Source organism: Erwinia sp. PME.40.26/001, assembly GCF_055556675.1.
Genome location: NZ_JBVHNP010000001.1, coordinates 779,440 through 805,398 on the forward strand (window position 1 = coordinate 779,440; position 25,959 = coordinate 805,398).

Sequence of the window (25,959 nt, forward strand, 5' to 3'; positions counted from 1 at the left end):
ATGGAGAGTTTATGCGCGTCTTGTGGCGAATTATCGCTAATATTTTCAAGTGGACATGGCGGGTGCTGAATTTTGTACGCGAATTTATTCTTAACCTTTTCCTCGTTCTGCTGATCCTCGTCGGGGCCGGGATCTGGTTGCAGTTTAACAGTGCGAACACCCCGGCCGACGTGCAGAAAGGGGCACTGACGGTTGATCTCAGCGGTGTGGTGGTGGACAAACCCTCCGTCAGCAACACCATGAGTAAACTGGGCCGTCAGCTTCTGGGGTCCAGCAGCGACCGCCTGAAAGAAAATTCGCTGTTTGACGTGGTGGATGCCATTCGTCAGGCAAAGGGCGATGCAAAAATCACCGGCATGGTGCTGGATTTGCGTAATTTCGCCGGGGCCGATCAGCCTTCGTTACAGTATATCGGTAAGGCGTTGCGCGAGTTCCGCGACAGCGGTAAACCCATTTACGCCATCGGTGACAGCTACACTCAGGCGCAATATTATCTGGCCAGCTTTGCCAGTAAGATTTACCTCTCGCCTCAGGGAACGGTAGATCTGCACGGTTTCGCCACCAACGGCCTTTACTATAAAACCCTGCTGGACAAACTGAAGGTCAGCTCACACGTGTTCCGCGTTGGCACCTATAAATCGGCGGTAGAGCCGTTCCTGCGTGACGATATGTCACCAGCGGCGCGCGATGCCGACAGCCGCTGGGTCGGCGAGCTGTGGCAGAACTATGTGAATACACTGGCGGCAAACCGTCAGATCACCGCTGATCAGGTGTTCCCGGGGGCCCAGGGCGTCCTTGATGCTCTGAATAAAGTTGGCGGCGACACGGCGCAGTATGCGAAGGACAGCAAGCTGGTGGACGAACTGGCTTCACCATCGGTGGTCGATCAGCAACTGGTGAAAACCTTCGGCTGGGACAAGCAGGCGAAGGATTATAACGGCACCAGCATTTATGATTATCCGCTGAAAAATGCGCCGACGACTGACGGTAATGTGGCAGTGATCACCGCTAACGGTGCCATTATGGACGGTGAAGAAACGCCAGGGAGCGTCGGCAGCGATACCACCGCGCTTGAGATCCGCGATGCCCGTCTGGATCCGAAAATCAAAGCGATTGTATTCCGCGTCAACAGCCCGGGCGGTAGCGTGACCGCCTCTGAGATGATTCGTGAAGAGTTGGCCGCAGCAAAAGCCGCCGGTAAGCCGGTGGTCGTGTCTATGGGCGGCATGGCAGCTTCAGGCGGCTACTGGGTGTCGACGCCGGCGAACTACATTATCGCCAGCCCGAATACCCTGACCGGCTCTATCGGGATCTTCGGCGTGATCAACACCGTGGAAAACTCACTGGATGCGATTGGCGTACACACCGACGGTGTGGCCACCTCACCGCTGGCTGACGTTGCCAGTACCAAGGCGCTGCCGCCGGAAGTCCAGCAGATGATGCAGTTAACCATTGAAAATGGGTATAAAAACTTTATTGGCCTGGTGGCGAAGTCGCGTAATAAAACCCCGGAACAGATTGACCAGATCGCGCAGGGTCACGTCTGGACCGGCAGTGATGCCAAAGCCAATGGCCTGGTGGATGCGCTGGGTGATTTCGACGATGCCGTGGCGAAAGCCAAAGAGCTGGCGAAGCTGAATGACGTGCAGCTGGACTGGTATCAGACCGAGCCCGGCCTGTTGGAAGTGCTGTTCAGTCAGGTCGATGCTTCGGCACATGCGGCCCTGCCTGACGCACTGAAGGCCTACCTTCCTGCGCCGATGCTGGACGTGATGAACGCCATGAAAGCGCAGCCAGGACTGATGGGACAGCTGAATGACCCGCAGAACCGCTATGCCTTCTGCCTGACCTGCGGTAACGTCAAGTAGATGTGACCCGGTTCACTAATCAGCCCGACGCCATCTGGTCGGGCTGCTTTTCCCCCGCTTTCCCCTTATACTGCGCCTTTTTGGCAAGTCCCGAGTTTACTAATGCAAAAGAAATCCATTTATGTCGCCTATACGGGCGGAACGATCGGTATGCAGCGCTCCGAGCACGGTTTTATCCCGGTGTCCGGGCACCTGCAACGCCAGCTGGCAAATATGCCTGAGTTTCACCGGCCGGAAATGCCTGATTTCACTATCCATGAATACCAGCCGCTGATTGACTCCTCGGATATGACGCCGCAGGACTGGCAATCGATTGCTGATGACATTCGCCTGAATTACGACCATTACGACGGCTTTGTCATTTTACACGGCACCGATACCATGGCCTTCACCGCCTCGGCGCTGTCTTTTATGCTGGAAAACCTGGCCAAGCCGGTCATCGTGACCGGATCCCAGATCCCCCTTGAGCAGTTGCGCTCCGACGGTCAGCAAAATCTGCTTAACTCACTGTTCGTTGCGGCTAACTATCCGATCAATGAAGTGACGCTGTTCTTCAATAACACCCTTTACCGTGGCAACCGCACTACCAAGGCGCATGCTGACGGTTTTAATGCTTTTGCTTCCCCTAACCTGCCACCGCTGCTGGAAGCCGGTATCCACATTCGTCGTCTGAATACGCTGCCCGCACCGGCAGGCCAGGGGGGACTGATTGTCCACCCCATCACGCCGCAGCCCATTGGCGTGGTGACCATTTATCCGGGGATCTCTGCTGAAGTGGTGCGTAACTTCCTGCAACAGCCGGTTAAGGCCCTGATCCTGCGCTCCTACGGCGTCGGCAATGCCCCGCAGAATAAAGCGTTTCTGCAGGAGCTGAAAGCCGCGTCGGAGCGCGGCATTGTCGTGATCAATCTGACCCAGTGTATGTCGGGTAAGGTCAACATGGGCGGCTACGCCACCGGTAACGCACTGGCACATGCCGGGGTGGTGAGCGGGGCTGACCTGACCGTGGAGGCGACGCTGACCAAACTGCACTTCCTCCTCAGTCAGGATCTGTCCACGGACGACATTCGCCAGCTGATGACGCAGAACCTGCGCGGCGAACTGACCCAGGACTGATCATGTATGACCGCCAGGCGCTGTTATTAATCGATTTACAGAATGATTTCTGCCCCGGCGGCGCGCTGGCGGTAAGTGAGGGCGATCAGACTATCGCCCCCGCTAATGCGCTGGCCGCCGCGTTCCACCAGCGCGGGGAGCCGGTGATTGCCACCCTCGACTGGCACCCGGCAGATCACGGGAGTTTTGCCAGCAATGCGGGTACGCTGCCGGGTACGCTGGGCGAGCTGCACGGTCTGCCGCAGGTGTGGTGGCCGGATCACTGCGTTCAGCACAGCGCGGGAGCCGAACTGCATCCCGGGCTCGATCGGTCACGGCTGACGTTCCAGGTGCGTAAAGGCGAGGATCCGCACATCGACAGCTACAGCGCCTTTTACGATAACGGGCATCGCCAGCAAACGGTGCTGCACGAATGGCTACAGGCGCGGGGGATCACCGCACTGACCGTCATGGGGCTGGCCACCGACTACTGCGTGAAATACAGCGTGCTGGACGCTCTGATGCTGGGCTACCGGGTTAGGGTCGTCAGCGCTGGCTGTCGCGGGGTTAACTTGCAGAAAAATGACAGTGAACGGGCGCTGGCAGAAATGGCGCAGGCCGGGGCCAGCATCATTCAGGACGGATAAAAACGGGGCACAGTGTCGCTGGCCCCGACTGAGGCATGATGCAAATTATTCCTGCAGGAATAATTTATTGCAGCTTGATACGCGTTACGGCATCGTCGGGGATCCCGAAGGCTTCTTTCAGCTGTTTTTTACTCTTTGTCACGATCTCTCCGCCTTTCGCAATGCTCATATGTTGCGGATTGTCGTTATGACGGGCCTGCCACAGCATCACCAACTGCAGGCTGTTCTCTTTCTGCTCCGGGGTCAGAGCCACGCCATCCCCCCACTTGCCCGTTTCCACAGCCGTCACCAGACGCTGATAGACTTCCGGCGTCATGCTGGCAATCATCTCTTCCAGTTCCATCGTGCCTCCTACCCCTGGGTACTGTGGCCGTCGTCGTCGGTGAAGCTCAACGAGGCGGAGTTGACGCAGAAACGTTCACCGGTCGGCTGCGGGCCATCCGGGAAAACATGACCAAGGTGCGAATCGCAGCTCCCGCAACGAATTTCAATACGTTGCATACCGTGGGTGTCATCTTCCAGGTAGCGAATGGCCTCGTCACTGTAGGGCTGGTAAAAGCTTGGCCAGCCACAGCCAGAGTCATATTTCGTTTCAGAAAGGAACAGCGGCGCCTGACACACCAGGCAATGGTAGATGCCTTCGTTTTTGTTGTGCAGCAGTTTTCCTGAGTACGGCGGTTCGGTTCCCCGCTGCTGGGTCACGTAGCGCTGCATCTCAGTTAACTCATTTTCGGGTGAGGAAGGTGTATTATCTTTAGCCATGCTAGACTCTCTGGCAGTGTTATTCTGGAAATATCGGTTAGTATTCTAACAAATACTTAACAAGATCAGGTGAATTTTTCGCATCGTCAGCACAGGGTGATCCAGTCTGCACTCATTTTGTGACGCAGATCACCCTTTAGCGTGCTGCCCCCTTTATATTCGGGCAACATGCCCCAAGATCAATGCTGTTCGTGCGTCAAGAATAAGGTTTCGCGTTGAATAATTCCTGTTCGACAGTTTGATTTGTCGCAACAATTGACACGATTCCGCTTGACGCCTGGTATGGTTTTTGTAATTTTACAGCCAACCTTTTATTCACTATCAACAAGCTGGTGGAATATATGACTATCAAAGTAGGTATCAACGGTTTTGGCCGTATCGGTCGCATCGTTTTCCGTGCTGCTCAGGAACGTTCTGATGTAGAAATCGTTGCAATCAACGATCTGCTGGACGCAGAGTACATGGCTTACATGCTGAAATACGACTCAACTCACGGCCGTTTCAATGGCACCGTGGAAGTCAAAGACGGCCATCTGGTTGTTAACGGCAAAACCATCCGTGTTACCGCTGAGCGCGACCCGGCTAACCTGAAGTGGGATGCAGTAGGCGTGGATGTGGTTGCAGAAGCAACCGGCATCTTCCTGACCGACGAAACTGCACGTAAACACATCGAAGCGGGCGCGAAGAAAGTTGTTCTGACCGGTCCATCTAAAGATGACACCCCAATGTTCGTTATGGGTGTAAACCACAAGTCTTACGCTGGCCAGGATATCGTGTCTAACGCCTCCTGTACCACCAACTGCCTGGCACCGCTGGCAAAAGTAATCAACGACAACTTCGGTATCGTTGAAGCACTGATGACCACTGTGCATGCGACAACAGCGACTCAGAAAACCGTTGATGGCCCGTCTCACAAAGACTGGCGCGGCGGCCGCGGCGCATCTCAGAACATCATCCCTTCTTCTACCGGTGCAGCTAAAGCGGTAGGTAAAGTGATCCCTGAACTGAACGGCAAACTGACCGGTATGGCGTTCCGCGTTCCTACCCCTAACGTTTCTGTTGTTGACCTGACTGCACGTCTGGCTAAACCGGCTTCTTACAAAGAAATCTGTGCTGTCATTAAAGCGGCTGCTGAAGGCGAAATGAAAGGCGTTCTGGGCTACACCGAAGACGAAGTGGTTTCTACCGATTTCAACGGTGAAACACTGACTTCTATCTTCGATGCTAAAGCCGGTATCGCACTGAGCGACACCTTCGTTAAACTGGTTTCCTGGTACGATAACGAAACTGGCTACTCCAACAAGGTCCTGGACCTGGTTGCACACATCGCTAAATAAGCGACGTGGAACGATGATGATGAGGGCGACAATGTCGCCCTTTTTTTATGGTTAAATTTCAGAAGGCTGAATGATGAACGAGACACTTTTTTCACTGCCGGTGATTAACCAGATTACCCCTTACCTCTCCCAGCGCCAGGTGGGCGACCTGCCCGTGGTAGTGGTCGTGCATCCCAAAGTGCGTGCCGCGGTGACGCTGCAGGGTGCGCAGCTGATCGCCTGGCAGCCTGCCGGTGAAAAACCCGTTATCTGGTTAAGCGAAAAAACGGCGTGGACGCCGGGCAAGGCTATTCGCGGCGGTGTGCCGATCTGCTGGCCGTGGTTCGGGCCCGCCGGTGAGCCGGCACATGGCTTTGCCCGCACGCTGCCGTGGACCTTAACGGCGCATGATGAAAATGAGAGCAGCGTAATGCTGACCTTTGAATTAAAAAGCAGTGAACAGAGCCGGAAACTGTGGCCACACGATTTCACGCTTCTTGCCCGCTTCCGCCTGGGGGACCGCTGTGAGATCGAACTGGAAGCGCACGGAGACTTTGAAGCCACCGCCGCTCTGCACAGCTATTTTGCCGTGGCTGACATTGCAGGGGTGGAAGTCAGCGGCCTGGGGCAGAGCTACATCGACAAGGTGAATAACGGCATCACCGGCACCGCTGTGGACGGCAAACAGACCTACCCGCAGCGTATCGACCGCATCTATACGCAGCCGTCAGACTGCAGCGTCATTGAGGATAAGGCCGGACAGCGGGTCATTGAAGTCCATCACCATTACCAAAGTGACGTTGTCACCTGGAACCCGGGTGCAGAACTTTCCTGCAGCATGGGAGACATGGCGAATGAAGGCTTTAAAACGATGGTCTGCGTTGAAACCGCACACGTCAGTAAGCCGATGATCAGTGCAGGTGAACAACCCGCCCGCCTGGCGACCACTTTCCGCGTGCGTAACCGCCGCTGAGGATCCGGTCAGGAGCCCCCGCCGGGGGCTCCCTGCCGCTTCAGACCACGTCAAGTGGCAGCTTTGAAGCGGGAGGTGGAAAAGCCTGATTGATCAGCGCCAGCTCCTCATTGCTCAGTGACACGTCCAGCGCGGCGGCATTGTCTTCCACGTGTGCGATGCTGCCCGCCTTGGGGATCGCCATCACCCCTTCTTTACGGATTGCCCATGCCAGCAGCAGGCGGGCGACGCTGATGTCCTTCTGCCTCGCAATGCCGACCAGCGGCGGGTGATTCATCAGCTCAGTGCGCAGTCGCCCCGCCTGCGCCAGCGGACAGTAAGCCATTACCGGCATCGCCAGCCGCTGGCACTCGGGTAGTAAATCGTACTCAATCCCCCGGGAGGCCAAATGGTAAAGCACCTGATTGGTCGCACAACGCCCGCCGCCCTCCAGGGCGAGTAACTCCTGCAGATCGTCAGTATCAAAATTCGACACGCCCCAGCGGCGGATCTTACCCTGCCGCTGCAGAACTATCATGGCGCGTATTGTCTCTTCCAGCGGAATATTACCGCGCCAGTGCAGCAGGTACAGGTCGAGATAATCGGTGTTCAGGCGCTTCAGGCTCTGCTCACACGCCTCCACTGCATCGTCCACGCCGGCATTCCACGGGTAAACCTTAGACACCACAAACGCACGATCCCGACGCCCTTCGAGCGCTTTGCCGACCACGCGTTCTGCGCCCCCGTCCGCGTACATTTCAGCAGTATCAATCAGCGTCAGTCCCCGTTCCAGACCGGCCTGCAGTGCAGCGATTTCATGGCGTTGCTGACCCGGATCTTCTCCCATAAACCAGGTTCCCTGACCTATAGCAGGTAAAACGGTCCCATCGGCAAAGGTGATTTTGCGGCTCACTGGTTTCTCCTTGCACGGTTTTCGCGCAGTTCATCTGGCAAAAAGGGCGCGAAGCGCCCTTTTATGGTGCAGACTGGCTGGCATCAGAAGGTATAACTGACCCCGGTCCACAGCAGCATCTGAGAGCTGGTGTCGACCATCGGGCTGTCTTTGATCTCATCGCCCAGGCGACTGTAGCGGCCGGCCAGCGTGGCATTCCAGTGTTCGCTGATATTCCAGCCGGCGGTCAGTTCAACATACGGGCTCCAGCTGCTGTCTGCATCGTAGCGATCCAGTCCGCTGCGGCGCGATTCCGCAGACGAGATACCGTAGTAATAGTTATTCTGATTAGAACTGCTCCACAGCGCACCGATACCCGGCGTCAGGCTGAACTGGCTGAATTCGAAGCGATAGAGATAGGTCAGGTCCCAGATAATGCCGTTGCTGTTATCCAGCATATCCCCTACCAGCGTAGTGCGGACAATCCCCCAGTCGGCACTGTGACGGTAAGCGACACCGCCCATCAGGGTCATATGCCGTTTATTCAGTGACTTCATGTCACTGTCGTCCGCATCGTCTGGATCGTAGTTTTGCGGTGAGCCCAGCACGGTCAGAGACAGCTGGTCCTGCGGATCTTTCCACAGATAGTAACCCGCCTGCAGACTGCGGATATAGAAGCTGTCGCCTTCATAGTTAACGATGGGCACGGGATAGTAACGGTCCTGCCCGCTTTTATAAGGGCTCTGACTGTAAAGCAGAGACGCGCCCAGCGTCAGCGGGTTGGCCTGTGCGAGTGGCGCAGCAAAACAGGCAGGTAAAAGAACAGTAAGCGCTGTAAGTTTGAATTGGTTCACAATTTATTCATTCCATTAATATAACAATCAACTGATCAGTTTAAACAGTATGGGCGGACAGAGTCATAAATTTACATGATTAGTAGCACATATCATCAATTATCCGACACATTCCCAATTGTAATGGGCAGGGTTGTTTTACAAAAGTCTGTCAGCCCGCGTCAGACAAGGCCTTTGTTTTGCCGCTTTATGACTTTGTTATTGAAATTTCATTGAAAATGGCAGACCCGTCAGGAAATTTCCTGAATGCGATCTACGCTTAATTATAAGACGCTAAATTCCAACGAGTAGAGTGAGCGGCAATGTTATCCCGCCCGATAAAACCGTCAGGTTGGCATAAGGGTTGCTGTACTCACTTAAGTTCCTTCAGGGGCTGACTCTTCTTAGGCTCCTGGTACCTGTGCTAAAAAAGAAAGGACGGGCATCCCATGAATATATTCGATCACTACCGTCAGCGCTATGAAGCTGCCAAGGACGAAGAGTTCACACTGCAGGAATTTCTGACCATTTGTCGTCAGGATCGCAGTGCTTACGCCAACGCGGCGGAACGACTGTTAATGGCTATTGGTGAGCCAGTGATGGTGGATACCGCCCTGGAGCCACGACTTTCCCGACTGTTTTCAAACCGAGTGGTCGCCCGTTATCCGGCTTTTGAAGAATTTTATGGTATGGAAGATGCGATTGAGCAGATTGTCTCCTACCTGAAACACGCAGCACAGGGACTGGAAGAGAAGAAACAGATCCTCTACCTTCTGGGACCGGTGGGCGGCGGGAAGTCTTCCCTCGCTGAACGTCTCAAATCCCTGATGCAACGCGTACCGATTTATGTGCTGACGGCGGACGGGGAGCGCAGCCCGGTCAACGACCATCCGCTGTGCCTGTTTAATCCGCAGGAAGATGCCCATATTCTGGAAAAAGAGTACGGCGTACCGCGCCGCTACCTGGGTACCATCATGTCGCCGTGGGCGGCAAAGCGCCTGCATGATTTTGGCGGCGATATCACCCGCTTTAAAGTCGTCAAAGTCTGGCCTTCCATTCTGGAACAGGTGGCCATAGCCAAAACTGAACCCGGTGATGAGAATAACCAGGATATCTCTGCGCTGGTGGGGAAAGTGGATATCCGTAAGCTGGAAAATCACGCTCAGAACGATCCGGATGCCTATGGCTATTCGGGGGCGCTGTGCCGGGCCAACCAGGGCATTATGGAGTTCGTAGAAATGTTTAAGGCACCGATTAAGGTGCTGCATCCCCTGCTGACCGCCACGCAGGAAGGGAACTACAACGGGACGGAGGGGATCTCTGCCCTGCCGTTCAACGGTATTATCCTTGCCCACTCTAACGAATCTGAATGGGTGACCTTCCGCAATAACAAAAACAATGAGGCCTTCCTTGACCGTGTTTACATTGTCAAAGTCCCTTACTGCCTGCGGGTCTCGGAAGAGATTAAGATTTACGACAAACTGCTGGTGAACAGCGAGTTGACGCACGCACCGTGTGCGCCAGGCACGCTGGAAACCCTGGCACGGTTCTCAATTCTTTCACGCCTGAAAGAGCCGGAAAACTCCAGCACCTATTCGAAGATGCGCGTCTATGACGGGGAGAGCCTGAAAGATACCGATCCTAAGTCGAAATCCTATCAGGAGTACCGTGACTATGCGGGCGTGGACGAAGGAATGAACGGTTTATCCACGCGCTTTGCCTTTAAAATACTTTCCCGCGTGTTTAACTTTGATCACGCGGAAGTGGCAGCCAACCCGGTACACCTGTTTTATGTACTGGAACAGCAGATCGACCGCGAACAGTTCCCTCAGGAACAGGCTGAGAAGTATCTTGAACATCTGAAAGGCTACCTGATCCCGAAATACGCTGAGTTTATCGGCAAGGAGATCCAGACGGCTTACCTGGAGTCTTATTCCGAGTATGGTCAGAATATTTTCGACCGCTACGTCACATACGCTGACTTCTGGATCCAGGATCAGGAATACCGCGACCCGGATACCGGCCAGCTGTTTGATCGTGAGTCCCTGAATGCGGAGCTGGAGAAAATTGAAAAACCGGCGGGGATCAGTAACCCGAAAGATTTCCGTAATGAGATTGTCAACTTCGTGCTACGCGCCCGGGCACATAATAACGGGCGGAATCCGAACTGGACCAGCTATGAAAAACTCCGCACCGTGATCGAGAAGAAAATGTTCTCGAATACCGAGGAGCTGCTGCCGGTTATCTCCTTTAACGCAAAAACATCCACGGATGAGCAGAAAAAACACGACGATTTTGTCGACCGCATGATGGAGAAAGGCTACACCCGCAAACAGGTTCGCCTGCTGTGTGAATGGTATTTGCGCGTTAGAAAATCATCCTGATTCGGAAGTCGCACCCATCCGGACCCGTGCAGCAAGGCTGGTCCGGACGGCAACACTGTTTGGGGGAGCTATGGCCTATTTTATCGATCGGCGTCTTAACGGTAAAAACAAAAGCGCGGTGAACCGTCAGCGCTTTTTGCGCCGCTATAAATCGCAAATCAAACAGTCGATTTCCGAGGCCATCAACAAGCGTTCGGTGACCGACGTTGAGAGCGGGGAATCCGTCTCTATTCCAGTAGAAGATATTAACGAGCCGGGATTTCACCAGGGCCGCGGCGGTGAACGCCATCGCGTACACCCGGGAAATGACCACTTTGTGCAAAATGACCGGGTGGAACGTCCTCAGGGAGGGGGTGGCGGCAGTGGAAGTGGTCAGGGAAATGCCGGCAAGGACGGTGAAGGCCAGGATGAATTTGTCTTTAACATTTCTAAAGATGAATACCTCGATCTGCTGTTTGAGGACCTTGCCCTGCCGAATCTGAAAAAAAACCAGCACCGGCAGCTGAATGAGTATAAAACCCACCGTGCAGGCTACACCGCTAACGGCGTACCGGCCAATATCAGCGTGGTGCGCTCCCTGCAGAACTCGCTGGCACGCCGCACCGCTATGACCGCAGGTAAGCGTCGTTTACTGGCCGAACTGGAAGAGACCCTGCTGCGGGTTGAAAACAGCGAACCGGCTCAACTGCTGGAAGAGGAGCGCCTCAGGCTGGAAATTGATGAACTGCGCGCCCGCATCAAGCGCGTGCCCTTCATTGATACATTTGACCTGCGCTATAAGAATTTCGAGAAGCGACCGGAGCCTTCCAGCCAGGCCGTTATGTTCTGCCTGATGGATGTATCCGGTTCGATGGACCAGGCCACTAAGGATATGGCCAAGCGCTTTTATATCCTGCTGTATCTGTTCCTCAGCCGGACTTATAAAAATGTCGATGTGGTTTACATTCGTCACCACACCCAGGCAAAGGAGGTCGACGAGCAGGAGTTTTTCTACTCGCAGGAAACTGGCGGGACAATTGTCTCCAGCGCGCTCAAACTGATGGATGAGGTAGTCAGGGAGCGCTACGACCCCACACAGTGGAACATCTATGCAGCACAGGCCTCGGATGGCGACAACTGGGCTGATGACTCCCCGCTGTGCCACGAAATTCTGGCGAAAAACATTCTGCCGGTGGTGCGTTACTACAGTTATATTGAAATCACCCGGCGCGCCCACCAGACCCTGTGGCGCGAATATGAACATTTGCAGTCCACGTTCGATAATTTTGCCATTCAGCACATACGTGAACCCGAAGACATTTATCCGGTGTTCCGCGCCCTGTTCCATAAACAGGTGGAAGAGAAATACTGACGCCGCCTCCTCAGCCGGCACCCTGTCGGCTGAGATATTTCTGCCCTGTCCTCGCATTGTTACCTTACCGACGGCTTTCACGTGGCATAATAGCCAGTAACAGGCTTTTATCGCGTTTTCATACCGTTTATTTGATGCCCAGTCGCCCATTGGCCAATTAAAGGCCATTTTCGGCGCACTGTGCGGCATTTACTTCTGCTTGTTTTGCGATATTTTATCCTGAGTTATAAATTTTTTCTGGATGCACATAGCTTGCGTTCAGATTTTGACCTTTTACTGCGGCCTGCCGCCCCGGTGAATCCGGTTTTTTTTACGTGACTGAGAGGTGCCCTTTGGAAGCCAGCGCGATTTATAGTTTGTTCATTATTGGTTCTGTGCTGGTTGCGTCGAGCATTCTCCTGAGTTCTTTTTCCTCCCGGCTGGGCATTCCGATTCTGGTGATCTTCCTCGTGCTGGGCATGCTGGCCGGCGTTGACGGCATCGGCGGGATTGCTTTTGACAACTATCCTGCCGCCTATCTGATCAGTAACCTCGCTCTGGCCGTGATCCTGCTGGATGGGGGAATGCGAACTCAGGCCAGCTCCTTTAAAGTGGCGTTAGGTCCGGCGCTGTCCCTGGCTACGGTCGGCGTGCTGATCACCGCAGGCCTGACCGGACTGGCCGCTGCCTGGCTGTTTGACCTCAATCTGATGAACGGTTTTCTGGTTGGGGCCATTATCGGCTCCACCGATGCCGCCGCCGTGTTTTCTCTGCTGGGCGGCAAGGGGCTGAACGAACGCGTCAGCGCCACACTGGAAATTGAGTCCGGCAGCAACGACCCGATGGCCGTTTTCCTGACTATCACCCTGATCGAAATGATCCAGAACGGCGAGAGTGGCTTAAGCTGGATGTTTGTCGTGCACCTGGTACAGCAGTTTGGCCTGGGCATCGTGCTCGGTCTGGGCGGCGGCTGGGCCTTATTGCAGCTGATTAACCGCGTTTCACTGGCCAGCGGCCTCTATCCACTGCTCGCGGTCAGCGGCGGCATTCTGGTGTTTGCCCTGACCACCGTCCTGGAAGGCAGCGGTATCCTGGCCGTTTATCTGTGTGGCTATGTGCTGGGCAACCGGCCGATCCGCAACCGGCATGGCATTCTGCAAACCTTCGACGGTATGGCCTGGCTGAGTCAGATTGGCATGTTCCTGGTTCTTGGTCTGCTGGTTAATCCGACGGACCTGTGGCATATCGCTATCCCTGCCACCCTGCTGTCGCTCTGCCTGATTCTGGTTGCCCGTCCGCTGTCGGTGATGATCGGACTGTTGCCGTTTCGCGGCTTCAACATTCGCGAACGGGTGTTTATCAGCTGGGTCGGACTTCGCGGCGCGGTGCCGATCATTCTCGCCGTCTTCCCGATGATGGCGGGGCTGCCCCATGCCTCGCTGTTCTTCAATATTGCCTTCTTTGTGGTGCTGGTATCGTTGATGGTTCAGGGAACATCACTGGGCTGGGCAGCGCGCAAGGCGCGCGTGGTGGTGCCGCCGATGGCTTCCCCCATCTCCCGCGTGGGTCTGGATATTCACCCGGAAAACCCGTGGGAGCAGTTTGTTTATCAGCTCAGCGCGGACAAGTGGTGTGTGGGTGCCGCGCTGCGCGACCTGGTGATGCCACGGGAAACACGCATTGCTGCCCTTTTCCGTGACAATCTGCTGCTGCACCCGACGGGTAGCACACGCCTGAGAGAGAATGACGTGCTGTGCGTCATCGGCCGCGAACGGGATCTTCCGGCACTGGGTAAGCTGTTCAGCCAGTCACCGCCGGTTTCGCTCGATCAGCGCTTCTTTGGTGACTTTATTTTGCAGGCCGATGCCCGCCTGCACGATGTCTCAGAGATTTACGGTATTGAGCTGGATGACGATGCCGACACGCATCAGACGCTGGGCCAACTGGTGCTGGGCCTGATTGGCGGAGCACCGGTGGTGGGTGATCAGGTGGAATGGAAAAACATGATCTGGACGGTAGCAGAAAAAGAAGCCAATGAAATTGTGAAGATTGGCGTCAAGGTTCAGGAAGAGAAAGAATAACCTCCTCCGCGCCTCTGCCCGCTGGCAGAGGCACTCTGCCTTCTGACAAAATTGGAATACAGAATTGTTATCTGTGAGGCGTTCAGATTCATCAAATCGCCTTTATTCATTTATCCCACTGTCATCATTTTTAATTATTACAGCCCGCTTCACTCTCCCCTTAAGATTAATCCGCTGTTTGATTTTTCACCTGATTTTAGGATTATCCCGTATTAACTAACACAATTAACTCCTGCATACTTCATTCTTCATTATGTGACGGAATTGTGTGGTCACCCTCTTTAAACCACCGCTCCGCTGCCCTGAACACCGTAACAATAATGGCCACACAACGTCAGTCTGATAAACCCAAAGGGGTTAATGTAGAGACGCCTGCACGCGGGCTGAATCCTCGTCAGGTCATTGATTTCTCATTAAAAGAGAGCAGGCATTATGGCAAGTACTCTGGTACTCAACGACAGTCGCCGTACGTTTAGCGGCACACGTAAGAATGTTATTGCGAAAGTTGCGTTAAGTTTTTCAGATTTACTCTCTATCAATCTGGCCCTGTTTTTATCCGCTGCCACATTGCAGGGTATTTGGGGTAACCTGGATATTTTTATCCCACCGCAGGAAGTTGAAGTCCGTTTTATTGCACAATCCGTAATGTCAGTATTATGTACCGCCTGGTTCTGGATGCGGCTGCGTCACTATACTTATCGCAAACCCTTCTGGTTTGAATTAAAAGAAATTATTAAAACGCTGGTGATTTTCTCACTGTTAGACCTGGCACTGATTGCGTTTTCCAAATGGGATTTTTCCCGCATGCTGTGGAGCTTCACCTGGCTGTATGCCTTAATTCTGGTGCCTCTCCTGCGCTCCTGCGTAAAGAATGCCATCCTGAAAGCCGGCCAGTGGCAGAAACACACGATTATCATCGGTTCCGGTAAAAATGCCCGTGAAGCCTATGCGGCGCTGCAAAGTGAAGAGCTGCTGGGTTACGACGTTAAAGCGTTTGTCGCCGCTTCCGGGGAGAAGGATGGCGCGGAGTCGTTCAACGGTATTCCGGTGATCACCCATAAGGATATCGTCTGGGACAGCGTCGACCTGGATAACACCCAGTTTATCGTTGCCATGGAGAACGACCAGCGCGCCAGTCGCGATAAATGGCTGAAGCTACTGTCGAAGAAGAAGTGTCGTTCTGTCTCCGTGGTGCCCACCCTGCGAGGGGTTCCCCTGTACGGCACTGACATGTCCTTTATCTTCAGTCATGAAGTAATGCTGCTACGCGTCAGCAATAACCTGGCGAAACGTTCATCCCGCTTCCTCAAGCGTACCTTTGATGTGGTCGTCGCGTCGCTGCTGCTGCTGTTTCTGGCCCCGGCCTTTGGCCTGATCTGCTGGCTGGTCAGCCGTGATGGCGGCAGCCCGATTTACGGCCATGAACGTGTCGGCCAGGACGGTAAAAAGTTTAAATGCCTTAAATTCCGCTCAATGGTGATGAACTCTAAAGAAGTGCTGGAAACACTGCTGGCCACCAGCGAAGAGGCGCGGACCGAATGGGATAAGGACTTCAAACTGAAGAACGATCCCCGGGTGACGAAGATTGGTTCATTTATGCGCAAGACCAGCCTGGACGAACTGCCACAGCTATGGAATGTGATCCGCGGAGAAATGAGTCTGGTGGGGCCGCGTCCGGTAATCGAAGCCGAGCTGGAACGTTACGCCGGTGATGTTGATTACTATCTGATGGCCAAACCGGGCATGACCGGCCTGTGGCAGGTCAGCGGCCGCAACGATATCGATTATGATACCCGCGTGTACTTCGATTCCTGGTACGTCAAAAACTGGGCGCTGTGGACGGATATTGCCATTCTGTTTAAAACCGCCGGGGTGGTACTGCGCCGCGACGGTGCGTATTAACCGGCCCGCTCTGTATCTCTGACTGTCATCGTCATTGCCACCGTGGCAATGACGATTGACACTCTCCCTCCCCGCGTTGATCACTTTCCCCTTTTCTTTTCTGTCGGTTATCTTTACCCTGTCCGGCTTGCTTTACTCTGGACGCCTCACCTGCCATGCAAAAATTTACGCTACTGTTACTGAGCCTGGTGCTGCTTGCGCCACTGGGCATCGATCTCTATCTGCCCACGCTGCCCGATATCGCTGTCGGTCTGAACACGCCGGTTTCTGCTATCCAGACCACCATCCCGCTGTTTTTACTGGTGATGGGCCTGGGTCAGATTATTGCCGGTCCGCTGGTTGATAATCTTGGCCGTAAACCTGTCGCGCTGACCGGCCTGTTACTGTATGTCGCGGGCAGCGTACTGGCGGCAACGGCCAGTGGCTGGCCTCAGTTCCTCAGCGCCCGCGTTATTCAGGGTTGTGCCGTATGCTGTACCGCCGTAGTGGCATTCAGCGGCGTGCGCGACCGCCTGAATGGCGACGAGGCGGCACGCGCCTACGGTTTTTTAAACGGTGCCCTGAATATCGTTCCGGCGCTCGCCCCTTTACTTGGTGGAGTGCTGGCCGGTGCGTTCGGCTGGCGGGCGAACTTCTGGTTCCTGACGGGCTATGCGCTGTTTATCACCCTGCTGGTGATCGTTTTCCTGCCGGAAACCCGTCCTGCCGATACGCAGAAGGTAAAAAGCCTGCCGGTACGGCAATACTGGCAGATCCTGCGTCAGCCGCGTTTCCTTGCCTTCGCCTTTGCTAACGCCGGGGCGCTGGGTATGGTACTGACCTATGTCTCGCTGGCCCCGCAGGTGCTGATGACCGAAGGAAAACTCAGCGCGCTCCAGTTCTCCATTGCCTTCGGGGCCAACGGATTCTGGATCATGCTGGTGAGTGTGCTGGTGAATAAGATGATCCGCAAGCTCGGCCGTCCTGTCTGTCTGGCCACAGGCGCACTGGCGATGACGCTGGGCGCGGTATCACTGATGGCAGGGGTAGTGCTGTTCCCTGTCGCCGCACAGACGCACTGGGCGCTGTATATGCTGCCGGTGGCCATCTCCGTTGCCGGGCTGGCTTTCACCGTGGGACCCGCGACCAGCTACGCGCTGGAACCTTATCAGCAGCAGGCGGGGGTGGCCTCGGCGCTGGCTGGTTTCATTCAGATGGCGGGCGGTTCGGCCGCCGGTCTGCTGGTGATGGCGCTGCCCATTGCAGAAAAATCTGCCCTGGCTCTGATGATGGTGGCCGGAGCCCTGCTGGCACTGACCGCGTGGCGGATGAGCAAAAAAGTGCGCGGTACGCTGACCGCGCTCTGAGTTCAGTCAACAATCACCGGCACTCTGGGGGCGAGCGCGCACATCAGCTCATATCCCACGGTGCCGGATGCCGCAGCCACTTCATCAATCTTCACGTTATTCCCCCACAGCTCCACCTGACTGCCGATGCCAGACTGCGGGCACGGGGTTAAATCGACGGTGATCATATCCATCGAAACGGCGCCCACTACCTGTGTGCGCACCCCATCCACCATCACCGGCGTACCGGTGGGAGCATGGCGCGGATAGCCGTCTGCATAGCCACAGGCCACCACACCGATACGCTGCTCGCCCGTTGCACGGTAGCGGCTGCCGTAGCCGACTCCGCTACCGGCCGTCAGCTGCTGAATGCCGATGATGTCGGAAGTCAGCGTCATCACCGGCTGCAGACCGCTGCTGGCAATGTCCTGCCACTGGCCGCTCGGAGAGGCACCATACAGAATAATCCCCGGACGCACCCAGTCATGGTGCGTTTGCGGATGCCACAGCGTGGCGGCCGAGTTCGCCAGCGAACGTGGGCAGTTCAGACCTTCGGCGGCCTCGTCAATGCGTCTGAGCGGTTCGGCAATGCCTTCCGCTGTTTCTGCTTCGGCAAAATGGGCCATCAGCGTTATCTCACCGACGTTACCGAGCGAACGCAGCTTCTGCCAGGCGTTATGTACCTGTCCGGGCTGAAAGCCCAGCCGGTTCATTCCGCTATTCATTTTCAGGTAGATATCCACCGGGGCAGAGAGGGACGCTTTCGCCAGGGCCTGGATCTGCCAGTTACTGTGTACGCTTGTGGTCAGCCGGTAGCGATCGACGATCGCCAGGTCCTCAGGATGGAAGAATCCCTCCAGCAGAAGGATCGGTTTTTTCCAGCCGCACTCGCGCAGCAGGATCGCCTCTTCAAGATTTAACAGGGCGAAACCGTCGGTATCCGCCAGGCTCTGCCAGACACGTTCAATCCCGTGTCCGTAAGCGTTGGCTTTGACCACTGACCACAGGCGTGAGCCGCCAGCAGCCTGGCGCGCTACTGCCAGATTTTGCCGCAACGCGGCGCGGTTAATCGTTGCGACAATCGGACGAGCCATACCCTCTCCTTGTAAAACAATACGATGCGTTAACGAACGTTGGCGCTGTGCAGCGTCGTGCGGGCCGGTGCCGGAATAAAACCGGGCAGGTAGCGCATAACGGACAGATCGTCAGCAGAAATCGCCGGTGTCACGCCGGAAATAAGATCCGCCAGGAGCTGTCCAGAACCACAGGCCATCGTCCAGCCAAGAGTACCATGACCGGTATTAAGGAACAGGTTTTTCAAAGGGGTACGACCTACAACAGGCGTTCCATCCGGTGTCATCGGGCGTAAACCGCTCCAGAACGTTGCCTGTTCAATATTGCCCCCCTGGGGGAAGAGATCGCCGACTACCATCTCCAGCGTGCGGCGGCGCGCAGGTAACAGACGGGTGTTAAACCCGACGATTTCGGCCATCCCCCCAACACGGATACGGTCATCAAATCGGGTAATGGCCACTTTGTAGGTTTCGTCCAGCACGGTAGAGATCGGGGCAGCCCCGGCATCCGTTATCGGTATTGTCAGGGAATACCCTTTTAGCGGGTAAACCGGCACGTTAACAATGCCGTCCAGCAGCGCCGTCGAAAATGAACCAAAGGCCACAACGTAGGCGTCGGCGGTGATCCGTTCACTGCCGCATCTGACGCCGGTGATACGATTCCCTTCCTGTTCCAGAGCATCCACTGCAGTGTTGTAACGGAAAGTTACCCCCGCCTCCGCAGCCATGGCTGCCAGGCGCTGGGTAAAGAGCTGACAGTCTCCCGTTTCGTCATTAGGCAAACGCAGCCCGCCGGTCAGCTTATGCTGAGTGGCCGCCAGCGCCGGTTCTGCCTGACGAAGCTGGGCAGCTTCCAGTAGTTCATAGGGCACACCCGCCTCTTTCAGTACGGCGATATCTTTTGCCGCGCTCTCATACTGCTGGGCCGTGCGGAACAGTTGCAGCGTGCCGCCCTGTCGCCCCTCATAGGCGATACCGGTTTCCTGGCGCAGTGCTTTCAGGCAGTCGCGACTGTACTCCGCAATGCGCACCATCCGGCTCTTATTCTGCTGGTAATGACGCATGTCGCAGTTGCGCAGCATCTGCCACATCCAGGCCAGCTGGAAACGGCTGCCGTCCAGGCGGATGGCAAGAGGTGCATGGCGCTGGAACATCCATTTAACGGCTTTCAGCGGCACGCCAGGGGCCGCCCACGGAGCGGCATAGCCCGGCGAGATTTGACCGGCATTGGCCGCGCTGGTTTCCAGCGCGGCGGCTGGCTGACGATCGATAACCGTCACCTCATGCCCGGCCTGGGCCAGATACCAGGCGCTGGCCACGCCGACGACGCCACTGCCCAAAATGACAACTCGCATACCTACCCCCACAGACAAAAATAATAGCATTATGCACTGGATTATCGCCCACATGACGGAGGAAAACACCAGTGATAACATTCACATTGCGCTGGCATATTTCACATCTTTTTTACCCTGCAGGTAAATAAAAACAACATTGAGCGCCAAATTCAGTAGCATAATCTGCCTTATTGCTTTTTAAAGCAGATAATAAACAGTAAATAGCATAAATGCGCTAATGCCAGAACATTCCCACCGTGCCATAACATAAGGTTATAAACAGAATTTTATTCCACAAAAGAGTGTTGAAAGTGGATTTACCATCACGTAAAAATCTTTTTTTAAACAAGGATGGATTTTGTATCGTAGATTTCAATTGTTTTAACGGGAGGGATAAGAGACAGTGAACTATCATTGAGATATTGGCTTTAATTCCAGGCTTCTCCGCGCCATCCGGGTGCGGACAGGTCGACATGAAAACGGAGATTCTGCCGCAGGATAATCCGGTTTTATAAAAAGGAGTGCGCTATGACCACGATCTTTGACGTTCCGGTTAAGGACAGCAAACGACTCGATGATGGACCAGACTGGACCTTCGATCTGCTTGATGTATACCTCAGGGAGATTGACCGCGTCGCGAAATCCTACCGGCTGGATACTTATCCCCATCAGATCGAGGTGATCACCTCGGAACAGATGATGGACGCATACTCCAGCGTGGGGATGCCCATCAACTATGCGCACTGGTCGTTCGGTAAGAAATTTATCGAAACCGAACAGCGTTACAAGCATGGTCAGCAGGGCCTGGCCTACGAAATCGTCATTAACTCCAACCCCTGTATCGCCTATCTGATGGAAGAGAACACCATGACGATGCAGGCGCTGGTCATGGCCCACGCCTGCTACGGGCACAACTCCTTTTTCAAGAATAACTATCTCTTTCGCAGCTGGACGGATGCCAGCTCAATCGTTGATTACCTGATCTTTGCGCGTAATTACATTACCGAGTGTGAAGAACGGTATGGCGTGGAAAACGTTGAGCGCCTGCTGGACTCCTGCCACGCTTTAATGAACTACGGCGTAGACCGCTATAAACGTCCGCAGAAAATTTCCCTGCAGGAGGAGAAAGCCCGGCAGAAGAGCCGCGAAGAGTACCTGCAAAGCCAGGTCAATATGTTGTGGCGCACTCTGCCGCGCCGTGAGCGTGAGGAAACCCCTTTTTCCAGCACTCGCTATCCTGCCGAACCACAGGAAAACCTGCTCTATTTTATGGAAAAGAATGCCCCGCTGCTGGAGCCGTGGCAGCGTGAATGCCTGCGCATTGTCAGAAAGGTTAGCCAGTATTTTTATCCGCAAAAACAAACCCAGGTAATGAATGAAGGCTGGGCGACCTTCTGGCACTACACCATCCTGAATCATCTGTATGACGAAGGAAAAGTGTCAGAGCGCTTTATGCTGGAGTTCCTGCACAGCCACACCAACGTGGTATTCCAGCCGCCCTACAACAGCCAGTGGTACAACGGTATCAACCCGTATGCGCTCGGCTTTGCGATGTTCCAGGATATTAAGCGTATCTGCGAAGCGCCGACGGAAGAAGACCGCCACTGGTTCCCGGATATTGCCGGTTCAGACTGGCTGGATACGCTGCACTTTGCCATGAAGGAGTTTAAGGATGAGAGCTTTATCAGTCAGTTCCTGTCGCCCAAGGTGATGCGGGACTTCCGCCTGTTTACCGTGCTGGATGATGACCGGAATAACTTCCTGGAGATTGCGGCGATCCATGATGAGGCGGGATACCGGGCGATTCGCCAGCAGCTTTCCGCCCAGTACAACCTGAGCAATCTGGAACCCAATATTCAGGTCTATGACGTCGATCTGCGCGGTGACCGCTCCCTGACCCTTCGTTACGTGCCGCATAACCGTGCGCCGCTGGACAAAAGCCGTCGTGAGGTGCTGAAACACGTGCACCGCCTGTGGGGCTTCGACATCAATCTGGAACAGCAGAATGATGATGGCACCGTCGAACTTCTTGATCGCTGCCCTCCCCGTCCCGGAGGCACGCTCTGACACCACCCGGCAGTGACCGGCCCGGCAGCCGGTCTGCCGCCTGACAAAAAAAGGGCTGACCGCAGTAGCGGTCAGCCCTTTTTACATTGCTGGCGTCGGTTAACGGCGCGGGGGGGGTAAATCGGTCGGCATGCTGGTTTGCATGGCGTGCCAGATTTCACCGCTGCGGCGACCGTAGTCACGCACACTATCCACGATTTGATCGTACTGCTGGGTCTGCAGAATGGTGAGGAGCTGCTGATAAAAAGCCTGGGCCAGACGCCGCGCCTCAGGGTTAGAGAAGTAGTGACGCCCCACGCGGGTATATAACCCTTTCAGGCCGTTGATGATCAGGCCATAAATCGGGTTGCCGGAGGCAAATGCCAGTCCGCGGAAAATGCTGTAATCCAGGTTGGTATAGGCCTCAGCCTGATCTTCAACGTGATTGGCAGTTTCCAGCACTTCACGCGCTTTATCCGGGTAGGTGCGTATAGCACGACGGATAAAGATTGAAGAAATATTGGTCCGTACGGAGAGCAGGTTGTCCACCAGCTGCGGCACGCTGTCGTGATCAAGACGGGCCAGAGTTTCAAGAATGCTCAGTCCGGACGTTTCCCAGAAGTTATTGACCCGGGTGGGTTTGCCGTGCTGGATTGTCAGCCAGCCGTCGCGTGCCAGTCGCTGCAGGACTTCACGTAATGTTGTACGGGTCACGCCGATCAGTTCAGACAGTTCACGTTCAGCGGGCAGTATTGACCCAGGGGGGAAGCGGCTGTTCCAGATACTTTCAATAATGTACTCTTCAGCGAAACCCGCCGGGCTCTGCGCCTTAATGACCATAGCGTTCTTTTTCCGTTGCGTTTATTTCTTCAATATTCAGCTCATCATACCAGACGCACCAGGCATCACCTAGCTCACCCGGGGAGGAAAAAGCGATCGTCTGCAAAAAACTGACTTTCTCTGTTGCCCGTCAGACGGGGTGTTCAGCCACGCTTTGTCAGGTATCTGACCCAGGCAGGAAAAAGGATATTTATTCCCGGCAGAATTAATTTAAGTCATTTTCCTGCTTAAATTTTTCTCCCGGCTGGCTGGATTGCAGCGGCTTTTCGTTTACACTGCCGTACAAATGTATTCCAGACGGACAGACGAATGTTGAGATACCTGAATAGCTGCTCTCGCGGTCGTGGTGCGTGGCTGCTGATGGCCCTGACTGCTTTTGCGCTTGAGATGACCGCACTCTACTTTCAGCATGTCATGATGCTGAAACCCTGTGTAATGTGTATTTATGAACGTTGTGCCCTGTTTGGCATTATGGGCGCAGGCCTTGTCGGTGCCATCGCCCCCAAAACACCGCTGCGCTGGGTGGCGATCCTGATATGGTTGTACAGTGCCTGGGAAGGCGTAAGGCTGGCGTGGGAACACACTATGATCCAGCTGCACCCTTCTCCGTTTGCCACCTGCGATTTTGCGGCCCGCTTCCCAACCTGGCTTCCGCTGGATAAGTGGCTGCCTTCGGTCTTCGTTGCCAGCGGTGACTGTGCTGAGAAGTCCTGGTCCTTCCTGACGCTAGGCATGCCGCAGTGGCTGGCAGGTATCTTTGCCGTGTATCTGGCTATCGCCGTACTGGTGCTGATCAGTCAGCCTTTCCGGCCGAAACGACGCGATCTGTTCTCGCGTTAATCCCGGCGGGCGGGCTACGGCCCGCCTGTACTGCTCTTTTCTCGCGGGCATAAAAAAAGCCCCGCCTCAGCGGAGCTTTCCCATCCTGTTCCCACCTGCGTGATTATTTACCGTACCAGCGCGGACGGTTAATAATGTGCTCTTCCCAGTCAACCACTTCGCTTTCATGCACGGCAATATGGCGTACCGAGATCCGCGCGGCATGCATGGCAGCACGCGAACCGCTGCGCAGAGGATGCCAGGGCGGCAGCGTTTTGCCTTCGGCCAGTACGCGATAGGCGCAGCTCGGCGGCAGCCACTGGAAGGTCGGCAGATTATCGCGGGTCAGCTTAATGCAATCCTCTTCCAGCTCGAAGCGGGTGTCGTAATTGCGGCACTGACAGGTTTTAATGTTCAGCTGGTTGCAGGCGACGTTGGTGAAATAGATTTCATCGGTGTCGGCGTCCTGCAGTTTATTCAGGCAGCACTGGCCACAGCCATCACATAAGGACTCCCATTCCTCGTCGCTCATTTGTTCCAGCGTTTTCCGCTGCCAGAAAGGGGTATCAGTCATGTTGGGTGTCCGGTAAAAGTAAAAAGCCCCGCCCTTATAGAGGGTTTGGGCTTCAGTTGCAAGTTTTCAGCCGACTTTACAGTACCCGGGTAGCCACACCGTGACCGCCCAGCGAGACTTCGAGACGATCGCCTGAGGCCATTGGCCCCACGCCCGCTGGCGTGCCGGTAAGGATCACATCACCCGCGCGCAGCGTGAAGAACTGACTCATATAGGCAATCAGCGGCAGGATTTTATGGATCATATCTGCCGTTGATCCCTGCTGACGAATTTCGCCATTGACCATCAGTTTCAGCTCTACATTCTGAGGGTCGTGGGTAAATTCACTGACCGGGATAAACCCTGACAGCGGACAGGAATTATCAAAGGCTTTGGCTTTTTCCCAGGGCTGTCCGGCTTTTTTACAGCCCGCCTGAATGTCGCGCAGGGTTAAGTCCAGCGCCACGCCATAGCCGGCAATCGCCTGCGCCACATGCTGCTCCGTGGCCTGCTTCAGCGTAGAGCCAATCAGAACGGCCAGTTCGATCTCGTGATGCACGGCACCCAAATGCTGGGGGATCGCTAGCGGCTGGCGGATATCACAGATAGCGCTTTCAGGCTTGATAAATAATACCGGCTCCGTCGGGGTGGCACTGCCCATTTCCTTAATGTGTTGGGCGTAGTTGCTGCCCACACACACCACTTTGCTTACCGGAAAATCTAACAGTGCGCCCTGCCAGTTATGATGCTGATACATGCTTTTACCTCTGATGAGTGAGCGTGGCTGCGTCGGCATCATGCCGTCTCAGCGCGGCTGGTTGTCATGTTACTGCGCGGCAATGGCATCGGCCATCATGCCAATACTGATAGCGAAATAGTACGAGCGATTCCAGTTCATCAGCGTACGGAAATTGTCATAAACCATGAACGAACGCCCGCCGCCATCCTGGGGGGTGATAATCCAGGCCCGCTGGCCCGGCGCGCTATTCTTTGCCGGATCGATCACCTGAACGCCAGCCTGCTGCCACTGGGCCGGTGTTTTCGCCTGGGCCGTTTTCAGTCCGGCCTGCTGCACATCGAACCCTGCGGGCAGCGTAACCTCCGTCCCCCAGCCCTGCCCGGCGCGCCAGCCTTCACGTTGCAGATAGTTAGCAATGGAGGCAAACACGTCATCCAGATTATTCCAGATATCAATTTTGCCGTCGCCGTCGCCATCTTTGCCGTAGTTCAGGAAGGAGCTGGGCATAAACTGGCTTTGCCCCATCGCACCGGCCCAGGATCCTTTCAGATCGGCTGCGGTCATCTGCTGGCGTTGAATAATACGCACGGCAGCCATCAGCTCTTTGGTGAAGAAGGCTTCACGTCGCCCTTCAAACGCCAGCGTGGCCAGCGCCGATACCACCTCTTCCTTACCCTGTATCTTGCCGAAATGGCTCTCCAGCGCCCACAGAGCAACAATATAGTCTGACTGTACCCCTGAGGCCGCCGCTATTGGCTGCAGTGCGTTCTGATACTGCTGGCGGTATTCCCGCCCCTGGGCAATTTTTTCCGGGGTTATTACCCGGGTCAGATAGTCATCCAGCGTCACCTTATTCTCTAGCTGACCCCGGTCAGATTTGATCACCCGGTCAACAAAGTGAACCCCGTTAAACGCCGTATCGATGGTCGCCTGATCGAAGCCCTGCTGGCGGGCCTGCTCTTTGAGCTGCAATACATAGGCAGGGAACTGCGCGGGATCGCGCCCCTGCGCTGCCAGCGTGCTGTCGGTGGAACCGGCACTGCTGGTGCTGGCGGGTGGGTTAAGGAAGCTGGCGTCACTGACGCTGCTGCCGGTCAGTACAAGAGAAACAACGAGGGCTTTAAGGGCTAACGGCTTCATGCGGGCATCCTTTTTATCGCTATCT

General features: G+C 55.1%; 22 protein-coding genes. 12 read left to right on the forward strand and 10 right to left on the reverse strand.

Going from position 1 to position 25,959, the window contains the following annotated elements; translation table 11 throughout:
- Positions 1-11 precede the first annotated feature (11 nt).
- The 3 genes from sppA to pncA all read left to right on the forward strand — a co-directional run bounded on the left by sppA (position 12) and on the right by pncA (position 3,610).
- Positions 12-1,868: a signal peptide peptidase SppA gene (sppA, locus tag ACZ3HG_RS03935; RefSeq protein ID WP_465331928.1), complete on the forward strand. Its 1,857-nt coding sequence runs from the start codon at positions 12-14 to the stop codon at positions 1,866-1,868.
- Positions 1,869-1,970: 102 nt separating this feature from the next.
- On the forward strand, positions 1,971-2,984 hold the full coding sequence (gene ansA / locus ACZ3HG_RS03940; protein ID WP_465331931.1) for an asparaginase: 1,014 nt from the start codon (positions 1,971-1,973) through the stop codon (positions 2,982-2,984).
- Between the two features lie 2 nt (positions 2,985-2,986).
- Positions 2,987-3,610 (forward strand): bifunctional nicotinamidase/pyrazinamidase, encoded by a 624-nt coding sequence (pncA, locus tag ACZ3HG_RS03945; RefSeq protein ID WP_465331933.1) that lies wholly within the window; start codon positions 2,987-2,989, stop codon positions 3,608-3,610.
- A 64-nt stretch (positions 3,611-3,674) separates the two neighbouring features.
- Here the strand turns inward: pncA and ACZ3HG_RS03950 are convergent, their stop codons facing one another.
- Together ACZ3HG_RS03950 and msrB are read right to left on the reverse strand one after the other, a co-directional pair.
- Entirely contained in the window at positions 3,675-3,953 is a 279-nt protein-coding gene (locus ACZ3HG_RS03950; RefSeq protein WP_191932524.1) for a YeaC family protein, read from the reverse strand.
- 8 nt (positions 3,954-3,961) lie between these two features.
- Positions 3,962-4,372 (reverse strand): peptide-methionine (R)-S-oxide reductase MsrB, encoded by a 411-nt coding sequence (gene msrB, locus ACZ3HG_RS03955; RefSeq protein WP_191932525.1) that lies wholly within the window; start codon positions 4,370-4,372, stop codon positions 3,962-3,964.
- Between the two features lie 341 nt (positions 4,373-4,713).
- Here msrB and gapA point away from each other — a divergent pair, with 341 nt between their 5' ends.
- Both gapA and ACZ3HG_RS03965 read left to right on the forward strand, forming a co-directional pair.
- Positions 4,714-5,709 (forward strand): glyceraldehyde-3-phosphate dehydrogenase, encoded by a 996-nt coding sequence (gene gapA, locus ACZ3HG_RS03960; RefSeq protein WP_191932526.1) that lies wholly within the window; start codon positions 4,714-4,716, stop codon positions 5,707-5,709.
- Between the two features lie 73 nt (positions 5,710-5,782).
- Complete coding sequence (locus ACZ3HG_RS03965) at positions 5,783-6,661, forward strand: D-hexose-6-phosphate mutarotase (RefSeq protein ID WP_191933101.1); 879 nt, start codon at positions 5,783-5,785, stop codon at positions 6,659-6,661.
- 40 nt (positions 6,662-6,701) lie between these two features.
- On the opposite strand, the gene ACZ3HG_RS03970 is transcribed toward ACZ3HG_RS03965, so the two are convergent.
- Both ACZ3HG_RS03970 and ACZ3HG_RS03975 read right to left on the reverse strand, forming a co-directional pair.
- On the reverse strand, positions 6,702-7,553 hold the full coding sequence (locus ACZ3HG_RS03970; protein ID WP_191932527.1) for an aldo/keto reductase: 852 nt from the start codon (positions 7,551-7,553) through the stop codon (positions 6,702-6,704).
- An 83-nt stretch (positions 7,554-7,636) separates the two neighbouring features.
- Positions 7,637-8,386: a MipA/OmpV family protein gene (locus ACZ3HG_RS03975; protein WP_191932528.1), complete on the reverse strand. Its 750-nt coding sequence runs from the start codon at positions 8,384-8,386 to the stop codon at positions 7,637-7,639.
- Positions 8,387-8,814: 428 nt separating this feature from the next.
- Here ACZ3HG_RS03975 and yeaG point away from each other — a divergent pair, with 428 nt between their 5' ends.
- The 5 genes from yeaG (at position 8,815) to ACZ3HG_RS04000 (ending at position 17,408) form a co-directional block, all read left to right on the forward strand.
- Complete coding sequence (gene yeaG, locus ACZ3HG_RS03980) at positions 8,815-10,749, forward strand: protein kinase YeaG (RefSeq protein WP_191932529.1); 1,935 nt, start codon at positions 8,815-8,817, stop codon at positions 10,747-10,749.
- 70 nt (positions 10,750-10,819) lie between these two features.
- Complete coding sequence (locus tag ACZ3HG_RS03985; RefSeq protein ID WP_191935821.1) at positions 10,820-12,100, forward strand: YeaH/YhbH family protein; 1,281 nt, start codon at positions 10,820-10,822, stop codon at positions 12,098-12,100.
- Positions 12,101-12,432: 332 nt separating this feature from the next.
- Entirely contained in the window at positions 12,433-14,160 is a 1,728-nt protein-coding gene (locus ACZ3HG_RS03990) for a potassium/proton antiporter (protein WP_191932531.1), read from the forward strand.
- A gap of 432 nt (positions 14,161-14,592) precedes the next feature.
- Positions 14,593-16,062, forward strand: a complete 1,470-nt coding sequence (wbaP, locus tag ACZ3HG_RS03995; RefSeq protein WP_191932532.1) for an undecaprenyl-phosphate galactose phosphotransferase WbaP — start codon at positions 14,593-14,595, stop codon at positions 16,060-16,062.
- A gap of 155 nt (positions 16,063-16,217) precedes the next feature.
- Positions 16,218-17,408, forward strand: coding sequence for a multidrug effflux MFS transporter (locus tag ACZ3HG_RS04000; RefSeq protein WP_191932533.1), 1,191 nt, complete (start codon positions 16,218-16,220; stop codon positions 17,406-17,408).
- 2 nt (positions 17,409-17,410) lie between these two features.
- Here the strand turns inward: ACZ3HG_RS04000 and dadX are convergent, their stop codons facing one another.
- Positions 17,411-18,481 carry a catabolic alanine racemase DadX gene (gene dadX, locus ACZ3HG_RS04005; protein ID WP_191932534.1) on the reverse strand — a complete coding sequence of 357 codons (1,071 nt, stop codon included), beginning with the start codon at positions 18,479-18,481 and terminating at the stop codon, positions 17,411-17,413.
- Between the two features lie 29 nt (positions 18,482-18,510).
- Positions 18,511-19,815, reverse strand: a complete 1,305-nt coding sequence (locus ACZ3HG_RS04010) for a D-amino acid dehydrogenase (protein WP_191932535.1) — start codon at positions 19,813-19,815, stop codon at positions 18,511-18,513.
- Positions 19,816-20,325: 510 nt separating this feature from the next.
- Between ACZ3HG_RS04010 and ACZ3HG_RS04015 the strand changes: the two genes are divergently transcribed.
- Positions 20,326-21,864 (forward strand): SpoVR family protein, encoded by a 1,539-nt coding sequence (locus ACZ3HG_RS04015; RefSeq protein ID WP_191932536.1) that lies wholly within the window; start codon positions 20,326-20,328, stop codon positions 21,862-21,864.
- A 99-nt stretch (positions 21,865-21,963) separates the two neighbouring features.
- Here the strand turns inward: ACZ3HG_RS04015 and fadR are convergent, their stop codons facing one another.
- A complete protein-coding gene (fadR, locus tag ACZ3HG_RS04020) occupies positions 21,964-22,683 on the reverse strand; it encodes a fatty acid metabolism transcriptional regulator FadR (protein WP_191932537.1) in 720 nt (239 codons plus the stop codon).
- A 309-nt stretch (positions 22,684-22,992) separates the two neighbouring features.
- Between fadR and dsbB the strand changes: the two genes are divergently transcribed.
- Positions 22,993-23,523 (forward strand): disulfide bond formation protein DsbB, encoded by a 531-nt coding sequence (gene dsbB, locus ACZ3HG_RS04025; RefSeq protein WP_191932538.1) that lies wholly within the window; start codon positions 22,993-22,995, stop codon positions 23,521-23,523.
- Between the two features lie 103 nt (positions 23,524-23,626).
- Here the strand turns inward: dsbB and ACZ3HG_RS04030 are convergent, their stop codons facing one another.
- The 3 genes from ACZ3HG_RS04030 to ACZ3HG_RS04040 form a co-directional block, all read right to left on the reverse strand.
- A complete protein-coding gene (locus ACZ3HG_RS04030; protein WP_191932539.1) occupies positions 23,627-24,076 on the reverse strand; it encodes a YcgN family cysteine cluster protein in 450 nt (149 codons plus the stop codon).
- A gap of 76 nt (positions 24,077-24,152) precedes the next feature.
- Complete coding sequence (locus ACZ3HG_RS04035) at positions 24,153-24,812, reverse strand: fumarylacetoacetate hydrolase family protein (protein ID WP_191932540.1); 660 nt, start codon at positions 24,810-24,812, stop codon at positions 24,153-24,155.
- 69 nt (positions 24,813-24,881) lie between these two features.
- Positions 24,882-25,934, reverse strand: a complete 1,053-nt coding sequence (locus ACZ3HG_RS04040; RefSeq protein ID WP_191932541.1) for a lytic murein transglycosylase — start codon at positions 25,932-25,934, stop codon at positions 24,882-24,884.
- Between the last annotated feature and the right edge of the window lie 25 nt (positions 25,935-25,959).